The organism is Rhodopseudomonas palustris BisB18, assembly GCF_000013745.1.
In the GTDB taxonomy this organism is placed as follows: domain Bacteria; phylum Pseudomonadota; class Alphaproteobacteria; order Rhizobiales; family Xanthobacteraceae; genus Rhodopseudomonas_A; species Rhodopseudomonas_A palustris_F.
The window spans coordinates 5166681-5179358 of record NC_007925.1; the positions used below are offsets into that span (position 1 = coordinate 5166681).

Consider the following 12678-nt stretch of genomic DNA (forward strand, 5'->3'; position numbering starts at 1 on the left):
CCGTAGCGCTACGAGGACAATGAAACGACCGCGAGTTCCGCAACCGGAAATTGCGGCTCTTAAACCATCCCTAACTCCGTTTACTAACTGGCCTTCCATCTATTGCGGGTCACTGTCCGGACGGGAGGACCGGCATGCCATCGATATTTTCGCATCCGACGATTCATCTTGGCAAAGACGCAATCGCCCCGTGCGACGACCAATCGATCGACCCGAACTCAATCACCCGCCGCGATCCGACCCGATGGCTGATGCTGTGCGGCGTTCTGTTGATCTCCTCGATCGTGATTGCGACCGCGCTGATCATCGATCAATTCCGGGAGCGCGCGCTGCAGAACAGCGAACGCGAACTCAGCAATACGGCGCTGCTGCTGGCACGCCATTTCGATCGCGAGCTCGACGATGTGGCGGCGGTCCAAGACGACATCGCCACACAGCTTCAGTTAAGCTCGCCGGGCGGGTTTGCCGGAATGGGCACACTGAACGCCCACGAGCTGCTGCGCGCCAAGTTGAGCGGAGCACATGACGTCTCCGGCATCAATCTGTTCGACGCCCGCGGCATCTTGATCAATTCCTCGGAGCGCTGGCCGGTGCCGGACGTTTCGATCGCCGACCGGGCGTATTTCGGGACCCTCGCATCCGGCGAGACGCGCGAGCAGTCGGCCATCGAACTGGTGCAAGGCCGGTTGTCGCAGGGGTGGTCCTTGGTGCTGTCGCGCCGATTGAACGGCCCGAACGGCGAATTCGTCGGGTTGCTCACCCGCGGCATGTCACCCGACCGCTTCGAGCAGTTCTTCGCCTCGGTGGCGCTCGCCAAGGACTCCGCGGTCGTGATGCATCATCGCGACGGCACCTTGCTGGCTCGCCATCCCCACGTCGAAGAGTTGCTCGGGAAGAATTTCAAGACCGGGCGGGAGGACCAAAGGCGGCTGTTCGAAACGCCGGGGCTCGCGCGACTGCCGAGCCCGATCGATGGTCAGGAGCGGCTGGTGGCCTCGCACGCTTTGACCGACTTCCCGCTCCTGATGGTGGTCACCACCACGGTCTCCTCGTCGCTCGCCGACTGGTATCGACAGACCCGCTTCCTGATTATCGTCGCCGCCGGCTCGACCATGATCATCGCGGCCATTCTGTTCCTGATCATAAGGCAGCTGACCCGGCAGCACCGTGCCACGCAACGCCAGCTGACGCGCGACAAGCAACGTCTCAGCACGGCGATCAACAATATGACGCAAGGGCTCTTGCTGTTCGATTCGTCGGCGCGGCTGGTGGTCTGCAATCAACGCTACATGGAGATGTACGGGCTGTCGGCTGAGGTGGTGAAGCCGGGCTGCTCGCTTCGACAGATCCTGGCCGAACGCAAGGCCGCCGGTTCTTTCGAAGGCGACATCGACGCTTATTGCGCCGACACGCTGAGCCACGTCGCGGCCCGCAATGTCACGGTCGCCGTGACCCCGGACGGCCGTTCGATTCAGATCGCAACCGAGCCCGCCCCCGAGGGGGGCTGGGTTGCCACCCACGAAGACATCACCGACCGGCGACGCTCCGAAGAGCGCATCGCCTATCTGGCGCATTACGACGAACTGACCAGCCTGCCCAATCGCACCTCGTTTCGGGAGCGGATCGAGGACGAGTTCGAGCGTGTCGCGCGCGGCGGCACGCTGGCGCTGCTCTACATCGACATCGACGAATTCAAGGCCATCAACGACTCGTTGGGCCACCCGGTCGGCGACGCGTTGCTCAAGATCGTGGCCGCGCGGCTGAAGGCCTGCCTTCGCGAAACCGACTTCGTGGCGCGACTGGGCGGCGACGAATTCGCCATTCTGCAAACCGCGCCCCGCGATGTCCAGGAGGTCACCGAGTTGGTGGCGCGGCTGTTCGAAACAATTCGTGCCCCGTGCGAATGCCTCGGGCACCAGATCTCCACCGACGCCAGCATCGGCATCGCTTTGGCGCCGCCCCACGGCACCGACACCGATCAATTGATCAAGAACGCCGATCTTGCGATGTACCAAGCCAAGGCGGACGGACGCCGGACCTGCCGCTTCTTCGAACCGCGGATGGAGGCCAGCGCCAAGGAGCGCCGCACCCTGGAGCTCGAGCTGCGGAAAGCGATCGCAGATTGCGCTTTCGAGATTTACTACCAACCGATCGTCGAGCTTCGGAACGGCGACGTGATCGGCTGCGAAGCCTTGCTGCGCTGGCGCCATCCGCAGCGCGGCATGATCTCGCCGGCCAAGTTCATCCCGGTGGCCGAAGCGACCGGGCTGATCAACGAGCTCGGCGAATGGGTGTTGCGCACGGCGTGCGCCGAGGCGGCGAACTGGCCGGCGGAGATGAGCGTCGCCGTCAATGTGTCGCCGGTGCAGTTCAAATCACGAACCCTGCCCCTCAAGGTCGCGGCAGCGCTAGCCGCCTCCGGACTACCCGCGAGCCGATTGGAGCTCGAGATCACCGAGGCGGTGCTGATCGACGACGACGAAACGGCACTGAGCGTGCTGCATGAACTGAAGACGCTCGGCGTTCGCATCGCGTTGGACGATTTCGGCACCGGCTATTCGTCGCTCAGCTATCTGCAGCGCTTTCCGTTCGACAAGATCAAGATCGACCGCTGCTTCATCGACGGCATCGCCAGGCCGGACGGCGCCTCGGCCATCGTGCAGGCGGTGGTCAACATCGCGACCGCGCGCCACATGACCACCACCGCGGAGGGCGTCGAAACCGCCGAGCAACGCGACCTGCTGCGCGGCTTGGGCTGCACGCATATGCAGGGCTATCTGTTCAGCCCGGCGATCGCCCCCGACACGGTCAGGCAGCTGTTCGCGGGGGGCGGCAATGCCGCCGGATCGCGGCGATCGCGCGCCGACCGAGCTCGGCGATGAGCGAACCGCTCATGTCGAGGCCGCAGCCCCCGCTCGCCGCGGCGCCGGCGCCAGTTCCTCGAATTGCGACGGAATGTAGTCGCGCCCCTGCTCGTCGGTAATGACCACGCGCCAGCCCTCGCTCGCCCAGATCCGTGCCTTGGCGATGGCGATCAGCGCGCTGATTCGGCTGCTTCGCATGGTCTCGTTGTCGCGTTGCGCGGTGATTTTATAGGCCAAACTTTCCGACTCCAGATCGATCGACCAAGCGTTGTGGCCCATGGTGTTGGCTGCAATTCGCCGGCAACGAGGCAATTTGGCGATGGTCGCCGCAGCCCTGTAAGGCTGGTTCCGATGCCGATCACACGTGGTTGATTCGCGCTGCGACGGCGCCGATTCGATCGGGGACAACATAACGCGTCGCAACATTCTTTCGCGAGTTGCACCCGAGCGGACTTGAAAGAGCGACGGCGATCTGCTCAGCCAATCTGAACAGCGGAGATCGTTTCAAGTCCATGCGTCTAAGGTCCCACACTGCGACCGGATGGGCGGCCTGGCTGCTCGCGGCCGCGCTCGCGATGTGCGTGGTCGCGACCGTCGCGCTGGCCTACAGCCTGATGCAGATCCGCGACAATTCCTCTTGGGTACGGCACACCAACGATGTGCTGCGGCTGATTGCCGGGATCGAACGCGCCGTTCTGCAGGCGGAATCCGGCGAACGAGGCTACTTGCTGACCCATGTGGGCGAATATCGCGAGGCCTACGAAAACGCGAAGGCCGCGCTGCCGCACGCGATTGACGAACTCGCCACGGTGATCGGCGACAATGACGAGCAACAGCACAACCTGGCGACGGTGCGCAGCAGCATCGAGATGCGGCTCGCCCAGTTGCAGCGCGTCGTCGAACTGGCGCAGGACGATCTGCAAACCTCCCTGGCCATTCTCGAACAGGCGCGCGTCGATCTGCTGACCCAGCGGATCGAGCAAGGTCTTTCGACGATGACGAAGCTCGAGCAGGCGCTGCTCAAGGAGCGTCAGCGCAACTTCGAGCGCTCGAACTTCACCGCCGCGGCGGTCGCCACCTGCCTGGTCATTCTGGCGCTGGCTTCCGGGTGCGTCGGGGCATTCCTGATCGAGCGCCAGCGCACCATGGCGCGGCAACAGGCGAGCGACAATCGGCTTCGCGAACTGCAGACCGAGTTGCTCCACGTCGCCAGGCTCGGCACCATGGGAGAAATGTCGGCGGCGCTCGCCCACGAGCTCAACCAGCCGTTGGCCGCGATCGCCAACTATCTGAAGGGGTCGCGTCGGCTGTTGCAGGACAGTTCCGACAAGTCCGCCGAGCGCATCCGCAACGCGCTCGACAAAGCCGCCGAGCAGGCGCTGCGCGCCGGCGAGGTGATCCAGCGTTTGCGTCAATTCGTCTCCCGCGGCGAAACCGAAAAGTCCAACGAGCGACTCGATCGCATCGTCGACGACGCCTTGGCGCTGGCACTGGTGGTCGCCAAGGATCGCGCGGTCGCGGTCTCGCTCAGCCTCGATCCGTCCGCGCAGCACGTGCTGGTCGACAAGGTGCAGATCCAGCAATTGCTGCTCAATCTGATCCGCAACGCGCTCGAGGCCATGGAGCACCAGACTCCCAGAGAGCTGAAGATTTCCAGCACGCGCTGCGACGACGGCATGATCGAAGTCACCGTCGCCGATAATGGCCCGGGCATCGATCCGGAACTGGCGGACCGATTGTTTTTGCCGTTCATGACCACCAAGTCCACCGGCATGGGCGTCGGACTCTCGTTATGTCGCACCATCGTGACGGCCCATGGCGGCGGCATTCAGGCCGAACCTCAACCCGGTGGCGGCACCGCTTTCCGCTTCACCATCCCGGGCGCCGCGCCGAGTTAGTTGGTTTGATTCACAATGCCCTCGGCGTTTCGCAGGCTTTCCGCCGATAACGCGCCCACCGCTCTGCGTCGCAGCCCGACGTGTCCGGTCACGACACGTTGCGCTAGAGCAGGACGACATGTCCGCAAATCGTCATCCTGCTCTGGCTTTTTGATTGAGCATGATCGGTTCCGAAAACCGGGACCACTTTTCGGGATCACGCTCTAAGCGGCTGAATGCGCCCCGGGGTGGGCGGTCAGTGCCGTCACGCGCGCGCCCGGGCGATCGAGCCCGCGGCAATCTGCATGGTCACGCCGGCCACAAACCCGCCGCCCACCAGCAGCGTCCATAACGGATGCGGGTGTCCGTCCAGAATGATATTCCAGACCGACACGAACACCGCCAGCGCCGCAAAGAACGTGCCGGTGGCGCTGAGCCGCTCGATCCATTTCACGCGGGACGTCGCCCGGCTGTCGGCGCTTTGCGCGGCCTCGGGCGGCAGATCGATTCCCAGGTAGAAGCCGACGATCGCGTAGATCATCATCGCCAAAATCACCACCGGAAAGGTGAGGATCTCGACGCTGGCGCGGCCGAGATGCGCCGCGACGAACAGGCCGCCCGCCGCTCCCATCATCGCCAGGCCGCTCCGCTCCAGGACATGGGCAAGCCGACTTGCGCGTGAACGGTCGAAGCCGTTTGCAGTGGTAGGAGTTGGACTGGGGCCGGCCTGAAATGCCGAGATCCAAGCGCTCGATGACTTCACGGAGGTCGCCATTGCTGCTTTCCCTTCTGAGTTCCACCCGATGCCCATCACGGCATCCGACATTGGCCGGCGCCATGCATGCACTGCGGTCCGGCTTCGGGTGAGCCGCTCGACAGTGAGACATCCGTCCGAAGTGGGGGTTCAACCGGGAGGCTGCCAATCAAGAAATTGTGCAACTGCGAACGCGCATATTCCCTTCGGGCACCAAGCGGGGCGGATTGCTGCCGAGCACCGCGGCCCGCGGTTGCAGCCTCATTCGGCCGGTCGAGAACCCCGTCCGATCAGTACAGCCCGGATGTCGTTGACGTTGGTGCCGGTCGGGCCGGTGCGGACGAGGTCGCCGATCGCGTCGAACAGGCTGAAGCTGTCATGCGCGGCGAGCACGACGCGCGGCTGAAAGCCCGCGGCACGGGCCCGTGCCAGCGTATCGGGCGTGACGATGGCGCCGGCGGCGTCCTCGGTGCCGTCGATGCCGTCGCTGTCGCCGGCCAGCGCAAACACCTCGGCTTCGCCGGCCATCGCGATGGCAAAGCCGAGCAGGAATTCGGTGTTGCGGCCGCCGCGTCCCGCCGGTCCCTTGCCGATCGTCACCGTGGTTTCGCCGCCGGACAGCAGCACCGCCGGCGCCTTGAGCGGATGCCCGTGCAGCCGCACCGAGCGGGCGATGCCGGCCATCACGATGCCGAGTTCGCGGCTTTCGCCCTCGATCGCATCGCCGAGGATCAGCGGCGTCAGCCCCGCTTGGGTTGCGGCTTCGGCCGCAGCGGCGAGCGCCAGCGACGGCGCCGCGATGACCTGCACGCTGTTCTGCGCGGCAAGCATCTTCGGCGTCTCGGTGCCGGCGTCGAGGATCGCCAAGGCGCTGGCCGGCAGATCGAGTTGGTAGCGCGCGATGATGTCGCGCACCTCCGCCAGCGTGCTGGGATCGGCCACCGTCGGGCCGGACGCGATCGCCGCGGGATCGTCGCCGGGGATGTCGCTGATCGCCAACGTCACCACCCGCGCCGGATGCGCGGCGAGTGCCAGCCTTCCGCCCTTGATCGCCGACAGATGTTTGCGCACCGCGTTGATCTCGACGATGGCCGCGCCGCTGGCCAGCAGACTCTTGTTGACCGATTGCTTCTCGGCCAGCGTCATCGCGCCGCCGGGCAGCACCATCAGCGCCGAACCGCCGCCGGAGATCAGCGCGATGACCAGATCGTCGGGGCCGAGCCCCTGCACCGCCGCCAGGATTTTCCGCGCGGCCTGTTCGCTTCCTGCATCGGGCGTCGGATGCGCGGCTTCGAGCACCGTGATGCGGCCGCGCGCGGCGCCCTGCTGCAGGCCTTGGCCATGGCGGGTAACGACGACGCCCGAGAGCGCGACGTCGGGCCACGCCGCGTCGACCGCGGCCGCCATCGCCGCCGCGGCCTTGCCGGCACCGACCACCACGCAGCGGCCTTTTGGCTTCTCGGGCAGATGCCGCAGCACCGCAGCACCCGGCTCGGCGCTGGCGACGGCGGCGTCAAACATCCGCCGAAGCGCGTTGCGCGCTTCGGCCTCGGTCCAGTGTAGGGCTGACGCGGTGTCAGACATTCGAGCTATGGATCGCCTCCACCACGGCGTCGGTGACCTGCTGCGTCGTCGCGGTGCCGCCGACGTCGGGCGTGACGATGCCGGCGCCGGTGACTTGTTCCACCGCGCGCATCAGCCGCGCCGAAGCATCGGCCTCGCCGAGATGATCGAGCATCTGCGCCGCGGTCCAGAAGCTGGCGACCGGGTTGGCGATGCCCTTGCCGGTGATGTCGAAGGCCGAACCGTGGATCGGCTCGAACATCGACGGGAAGCGCCGCTCCGGATTGATGTTCGCGGTCGGCGCCACGCCGAGGCTGCCGGCCAAGGCGCCGGCCAGATCCGACAGAATGTCGGCGTGCAGATTGGTGGCGACGATGGTGTCGAGGCTTTGCGGCTTCAACGTCATCCGCACCGTCATCGCATCGACCAGCATCTTGTCCCAACTGACATCGGGAAAATCCTTGGAGACTTCCGCGGCGATCTCATCCCACATCACCATGCCGTGGCGCTGCGCGTTCGACTTGGTGACCACGGTCAAGAACTTGCGCGGCCGCGACTGCGCCAGCTTGAAGGCGTAGCGCATGATACGCTCGACGCCGACCCTCGTAAACACCGCGAGCTCGGTGCCGACTTCCTCGGGCAACCCGCGATGCACGCGGCCGCCGCAGCCGGCATATTCACCTTCGGAGTTCTCGCGCACGATCACCCAGTCGAGATCGCCGATCCCGACATTGCGCAGCGGCGAGGTGATGCCGGGCAGGATCTTGGTCGGCCGCACATTGGCGTATTGATCGAAGCCCTGGCAGATCGGCAGCCGCAGCCCCCACAGCGTGATGTGGTCGGGCACCACCGGGTCGCCGACCGCGCCGAAATAGATCGCGTCGAATTTCTTCAAAGTCTCAAGTCCGTCGGCCGGCATCATCACGCCGTGCTTGCGATAATAGTCCGAGCCCCAGTCGAAGGTCTCGACGTTGAATTTGACGTCGCCGAGCCGCTTCTGCAGGGCGGCCATCACCGTGGTGCCGGCGGCAATCACTTCGGGGCCGATCCCGTCTGCCGGGATCGCCGCGATTGAATATTCACGCATCTGAAGTCTCCGAACTGATTGTTGAGTTTAGCGATGAGCCGCCGCTGCGGCAGCGGCTTCGGCCTTCGCGGTGTTGCGCTGCGAGCGCGCCAGGATCAGCGTCAGCAGCGCCGACAGCACCAGCAGAGCGGCGACGAAGAACAGCCCGCCCTTGAAGCTGCCGGTGAGATCCTTGATCCAGCCGATCATCGCCGGGCCGGCGAAGCCGCCGAGATTGCCGATCGAGTTGATGGTGGCGATGCCGGCTGCGGCGGCGGAGCCGGACAGGAACATGGTCGGCATGCTCCACAGCGGTGGCTTCGCCGAGCTGATGCCGATATTGACCAGCGACAGCGCCAATAGCACCGCGATCACCGTGCCGGCGAACCCGGCCAGCACCAGACCGCCCGCCGCCAGCAGGCAGGCGCCGACCACGTGCCAGGTGCGTTCGCCGCTGCGATCGGAATGTCGCGCCCACAGCACCATGGCGATCACCGCGACCACGCCCGGAATGGCGTTGAGGAAGCCGACCTGCATCGACGTGAGGCCGAATTCCTTGATGATCTGCGGCGCCCAGATCCCGAGCGTGTAGAGCCCGGCCGAGGTGCCGAAATACACCATCGCCAAGGCGATCACCCGCAGATCGGCGAGCCCGCGCCAGATGCTATGGCTGGCGGTGCCGGCCTTCTTGGCGGTTTCGGCGTCCATGGTGCCGACCAGCCAATTGCGCTCGTCATCCTTCAGCCATTTCGCCTGCTCGGGGCGGTCGGTCATGTAGAACAGCACCACCACGCCGAGGATCAGCGCCGGAATCGCCTCGATGATGAACATCCATTGCCAGCCGCTGAGGCCCATCAGGCCGTGCATCTCCAGCAGCGCGCCCGACACCGGCGAGCCGAGCACGGTCGACAGCGGCGCCGCCGCCATGAAGATCGCGGTCATCGCGGCGCGCTGGCGCGCCGGAAACCAGAAGCTGAGATACAGAATGATGCCTGGGAAGAACCCGGCTTCGGCGGCGCCGAGCAGAAAACGCAGCGTGTAGAAGCTGGTGGAGCCCTGCACGAAAGCCATCGCGCCGGAGATCAAGCCCCAGGTGATCATCACCCGGGCAATCCAGATCCGGGCGCCGACCTTGTTGAGGATCAGGTTGGACGGCACTTCAAATAGGAAATAACCGAAAAAGAAGATGCCGGCGCCGAAGCCGAAGACCGTCGGCGAGAAGCCGAGGTCCTTGTTCATCGTCAGCGCGGCGAAGCCGATGTTCACGCGGTCGATGAAGGCGACGAAATACAGCAGCATCACGAACGGCACGATGCGCATCGACACCTTGCGCAGCGTCCGTTTTTCCAGTTCGGCACTCATTATGGAAGGCTCCTCGCCCAGATTTGATTTGCTTTTGATTGGAACGTCAGCCCCGACGTTTTTGACCGCGGCACCCTCGACCGGCGCAGGGGCGGGCTCAAGGGACGTTGGTTTATACAAAAAAATGATATAATGCCGGGCGAGGAGCGCCCGATGGACCTTCACCAATTGCGCTGTTTCGTGGCGGCGGCCGAAGAGCTGCATTTCGGCAAGGCGGCGCAGCGGCTGCAGATGCTGCCCTCGGCGCTCGGCCGTTTCATCCGGCTGTTGGAAGACGATCTCGGCACACGGCTGATGGCGCGCACCACCCGCAGCGTGACGCTGACCGACGACGGCGCCTTGCTGCTGAGGGAAGCGCGTGGCCTCTTGGCCCAGGCTGACAACCTCGCCGCCAAATTCCGCTCTTCGGGGCGCAAGCAGGCCGCCACCGTCCGGCTCGGCGCCATCGACAGCGCCGCCGCGGGCCTGGTGCCGATGCTGCTGCAGGATTTTCGCCAGCGCTGTCCGGACGTCACCGTGCAACTGATCGAGGACAAGACCATCCGGCTGTTGCCGCGGTTGTTGTCCGGCCGGCTCGATCTGGCGATCGTGCGGCCGCCGGAGCATCCCGACAAACGGCTGGAGCTTCTGTTTCTGTTGCACGAGACCGCGGTGGTCGCGGTGTCCGATCGGCATCCGCTCGCCGCGCGCAAGCGGGTGACGATCGCCGATCTGGCGGAGCAGCGCTTGATCGTGCCGGATCGCCGCTCGCGACCGCACAGCCACGATCTCACCGCCAAGCTGTTCGCCGAAGCCGGGCTGGAGCCGCACATCGCGCAGATCGCCGACGAGAAGCAGACCATCGTCAACCTGGTGTCGGCCGAACTCGGCGTCGCGATCGTGCCGAAATGGACCTCGCGGATGGCGACGCGCGGCGTGCGCTACGTGCGGCTTGCGACCTCCGACATGAACCGACTGCCGCTGGCGGCGGCCTGGACCCGCGGCACCCGCGATCCGATGCGCGACGAGATGCTGCAGACGCTGCAGGCCCGGCTGGCGCATTATGGACGCGAGGCGTGAGCCGGCGGAGTTTCGTCCCGCGACCGCACCAAGCTTGGCGCTGTCGGCACCGGCAATCTCGAGCTGTCGTTGAAGACGATGGACGATTTCGCCAAGGCGCAACCGCTGCTGAGGAGGGCCTACGAAGGCTCATGATTGGCCGTGACAACGGCGACTCTTTCTCTACTCGGTGATAACCTGCCCGAACCTCACAGGAAAGAAGTGCCATGTCGCCGGTGTCGTTGCTGCTGAACATTTTGTGGATCGCCCTGGGCGGCTTCTGGATGGCCGCGGGGTGGGTGATTGCCGCGGTCATCATGGCGATCACGATCATCGGTCTGCCGTGGGCGCGCGCATCCTTCAACATCGCCGCCTACACGTTGTTTCCGTTCGGCCAAATGGCCGTTCCGCGCGACGCCCTGACCGGACGCGAGGACCTTGGCACCGGCCCGTTGGGGATGCTCGGCAACATCATCTGGCTGCTGTTCGCCGGCTGGTGGCTGGCGCTCGGACACCTGATCACGGCGGTGCTGCTTGCCGTGACGATTATCGGCATCCCGTTTGCCTGGGCGCATCTGAAGCTGGCCGGAATTGCGCTCTGGCCGATCGGCAAGGTCATCGTTCAGGCCTGACGGTCGCTGCTGCGGCGGTGCGCCCGCCTTGAATCGGCGACGCCGGGCCGCCCTGGCAACGGCACACCCGGCACCGGCTTCGGCCGCCCGACGGCCGTGCAATTGCGACCCGCGCCTGACGGCAGGCCGCGCCACCGCCAAACGAGCGATTTATCGCCCAAATCGCCCCGGCCGGCCGTTGCCGACGCCCGCCCAATCGGCTACATCAACCAGCGAAGCACCCGTAGCTCAGCTGGATAGAGCGTTGCCCTCCGAAGGCAAAGGTCTCGCGTTCGAATCGCGACGGGTGCACCAATAAAAACAACGACTTGCTGCCTTCAGCCCAGCTCTCGGCAAGGGCACCGGAAGCCGCCGGCGGCTTGTCCGCAGGCTGTCCGTTTCCCTGAAGACGATCATGCAAGACGGCAGGATCAAAGATCGGAAACAGCGCAAGGCGCTCTGCCACGCTCAGCCGCGCCATTCCAAGGCGACCGGATGCGCCGCCTCGCCGGCCGATTCGAACTGCGAGATATTGCGGATGGTGGTCTCGGCGATGGCCGTCAACGCCTCTTGCGTGAAGAAGGCTTGGTGAGCGGTGATCAGAACGTTGGGGAACGTCAGCAGTCGGGCAAAATCATCGTCTTGAATGATCTGCCCGGACAGGTTCTCGAAGAAGAGCTCGCTTTCCTCCTCATAGACGTCGAGACCCAAATAGCCGATCGTCTTGCTCTTCAATCCCTGGATCACGTCCCGCGTATCGATGAGCGCGCCGCGTCCGGTATTGATCAGCATCACGCCCGGCTTCATCGCAGCGATCGCCGTCGCATTGATCACGTGATGGGTGTTCGGGGTCAGTGGGCAATGCAACGTGACGATGTCGGACTGCGACAGCAACTCCTGCAGGCCGACATAGCGTGCTCCGAGCGCCGCGAAGGCGGGATTGGGGTGAGGATCAAAACCCAGCACGCGACAGCCGAATCCGGCCATGATGCCGGCGACCGACAGACCGATATTTCCGGTGCCGACAATTCCGATGCAACGCCCTTTGAGATCGAACCCGAGCAATCCTTCCAGAGCGAAGTTACCTTCGCGGACCCGCGCGTAAGCGCGATGGATCTTCCGGTTGAGGGACAGGATCAGCGCGACCGTGTGCTCCGCCACGGCTGCCGGCGAATAGGCCGGCACGCGCGCCACCGCGATTCCAAGATCGCGCGCGGCCATCAGATCCACATTGTTGAAGCCGGCGCAACGCAACGCCACAAGTCGCACGCCGTTGGCCTTCAGCATTCGCAGCACGGATCGGTCGAGCCCATCGTTGACGAACGCGCAGATCGCCTCGGCCTGGCCGCTCAGCTGCGCTGTGTCCGGCCCCAGGCGCGGCTCGAGGAAATGCAGATCATGCCTGTCGCCGTCCTTGGTATTGGCCGCGGTCAGAAACCGCCGATCGTAGGGCTTGGTATTGAACACCGCGACTTTCATGGACCGAACTCCGATCGTGGACTCTTCCGACTGCGCGTCCGCAGACGATCCGGTGGTGCTCACC

At 65.0% G+C, this 12678-nt stretch carries 10 protein-coding genes and 1 tRNA gene; 5 read left to right on the forward strand and 6 right to left on the reverse strand.

All coding sequences use genetic code 11. The features are described 5' to 3' along the window. Positions 1 to 134 precede the first annotated feature (134 nt). Entirely contained in the window at positions 135 to 2882 is a 2748-nt protein-coding gene (locus tag RPC_RS23185) for a bifunctional diguanylate cyclase/phosphodiesterase (RefSeq protein ID WP_011475024.1), read from the forward strand. A gap of 9 nt (positions 2883 to 2891) precedes the next feature. Here the strand turns inward: RPC_RS23185 and RPC_RS23190 are convergent, their stop codons facing one another. Continuing rightward, positions 2892 to 3143 carry a hypothetical protein gene (locus RPC_RS23190; RefSeq protein WP_049766158.1) on the reverse strand — a complete coding sequence of 84 codons (252 nt, stop codon included), beginning with the start codon at positions 3141 to 3143 and terminating at the stop codon, positions 2892 to 2894. Positions 3144 to 3376: 233 nt separating this feature from the next. Between RPC_RS23190 and RPC_RS23195 the strand changes: the two genes are divergently transcribed. After that, a complete protein-coding gene (locus RPC_RS23195; protein WP_011475026.1) occupies positions 3377 to 4762 on the forward strand; it encodes a sensor histidine kinase in 1386 nt (461 codons plus the stop codon). Positions 4763 to 5006: 244 nt separating this feature from the next. Here RPC_RS23195 and RPC_RS23200 read toward each other — a convergent pair whose 3' ends face one another. The 4 genes from RPC_RS23200 to RPC_RS23215 all read right to left on the reverse strand — a co-directional run bounded on the left by RPC_RS23200 (position 5007) and on the right by RPC_RS23215 (position 9486). After that, positions 5007 to 5567, reverse strand: coding sequence for a hypothetical protein (locus RPC_RS23200; protein ID WP_415914766.1), 561 nt, complete (start codon positions 5565 to 5567; stop codon positions 5007 to 5009). Between the two features lie 189 nt (positions 5568 to 5756). After that, a complete protein-coding gene (locus tag RPC_RS23205) occupies positions 5757 to 7079 on the reverse strand; it encodes a glycerate kinase type-2 family protein (RefSeq protein WP_011475028.1) in 1323 nt (440 codons plus the stop codon). Beyond that, complete coding sequence (locus tag RPC_RS23210; protein ID WP_011475029.1) at positions 7072 to 8145, reverse strand: tartrate dehydrogenase; 1074 nt, start codon at positions 8143 to 8145, stop codon at positions 7072 to 7074. Before RPC_RS23210 ends, RPC_RS23205 begins: the two co-directional genes overlap by 8 nt. Before the next feature lie 27 nt (positions 8146 to 8172). Then, positions 8173 to 9486: an MFS transporter gene (locus RPC_RS23215; RefSeq protein WP_011475030.1), complete on the reverse strand. Its 1314-nt coding sequence runs from the start codon at positions 9484 to 9486 to the stop codon at positions 8173 to 8175. 153 nt (positions 9487 to 9639) lie between these two features. On the opposite strand from RPC_RS23215, the gene RPC_RS23220 reads away from it, so the two are divergent. From RPC_RS23220 to RPC_RS23230, 3 genes are all read left to right on the forward strand, one after another. Beyond that, a complete protein-coding gene (locus RPC_RS23220; protein ID WP_011475031.1) occupies positions 9640 to 10545 on the forward strand; it encodes a LysR family transcriptional regulator in 906 nt (301 codons plus the stop codon). Between the two features lie 206 nt (positions 10546 to 10751). Further along, positions 10752 to 11156: a YccF domain-containing protein gene (locus RPC_RS23225; protein WP_011475032.1), complete on the forward strand. Its 405-nt coding sequence runs from the start codon at positions 10752 to 10754 to the stop codon at positions 11154 to 11156. Between the two features lie 217 nt (positions 11157 to 11373). Then, positions 11374 to 11450 (forward strand) — tRNA-Arg (locus tag RPC_RS23230). 153 nt (positions 11451 to 11603) lie between these two features. Here the strand turns inward: RPC_RS23230 and RPC_RS23235 are convergent. Next, positions 11604 to 12614, reverse strand: a complete 1011-nt coding sequence (locus RPC_RS23235; RefSeq protein WP_011475033.1) for a 2-hydroxyacid dehydrogenase — start codon at positions 12612 to 12614, stop codon at positions 11604 to 11606. Between the last annotated feature and the right edge of the window lie 64 nt (positions 12615 to 12678).

Bases quoted from the DNA above. Each gene is read 5' to 3' on its own strand.
- RPC_RS23185 (WP_011475024.1), top strand. From the start codon at position 135: ATGCCATCGATATTTTCGCATCCGACGATTCATCTTGGCAAAGACGCA.
- RPC_RS23190 (WP_049766158.1), bottom strand. From the start codon at position 3,143: ATGGGCCACAACGCTTGGTCGATCGATCTGGAGTCGGAAAGTTTGGCC.
- RPC_RS23195 (WP_011475026.1), top strand. From the start codon at position 3,377: ATGCGTCTAAGGTCCCACACTGCGACCGGATGGGCGGCCTGGCTGCTC.
- RPC_RS23200 (WP_415914766.1), bottom strand. From the start codon at position 5,567: ATGTCGGATGCCGTGATGGGCATCGGGTGGAACTCAGAAGGGAAAGCA.
- RPC_RS23205 (WP_011475028.1), bottom strand. From the start codon at position 7,079: ATGTCTGACACCGCGTCAGCCCTACACTGGACCGAGGCCGAAGCGCGC.
- RPC_RS23210 (WP_011475029.1), bottom strand. From the start codon at position 8,145: ATGCGTGAATATTCAATCGCGGCGATCCCGGCAGACGGGATCGGCCCC.
- RPC_RS23215 (WP_011475030.1), bottom strand. From the start codon at position 9,486: ATGAGTGCCGAACTGGAAAAACGGACGCTGCGCAAGGTGTCGATGCGC.
- RPC_RS23220 (WP_011475031.1), top strand. From the start codon at position 9,640: ATGGACCTTCACCAATTGCGCTGTTTCGTGGCGGCGGCCGAAGAGCTG.
- RPC_RS23225 (WP_011475032.1), top strand. From the start codon at position 10,752: ATGTCGCCGGTGTCGTTGCTGCTGAACATTTTGTGGATCGCCCTGGGC.
- RPC_RS23235 (WP_011475033.1), bottom strand. From the start codon at position 12,614: ATGAAAGTCGCGGTGTTCAATACCAAGCCCTACGATCGGCGGTTTCTG.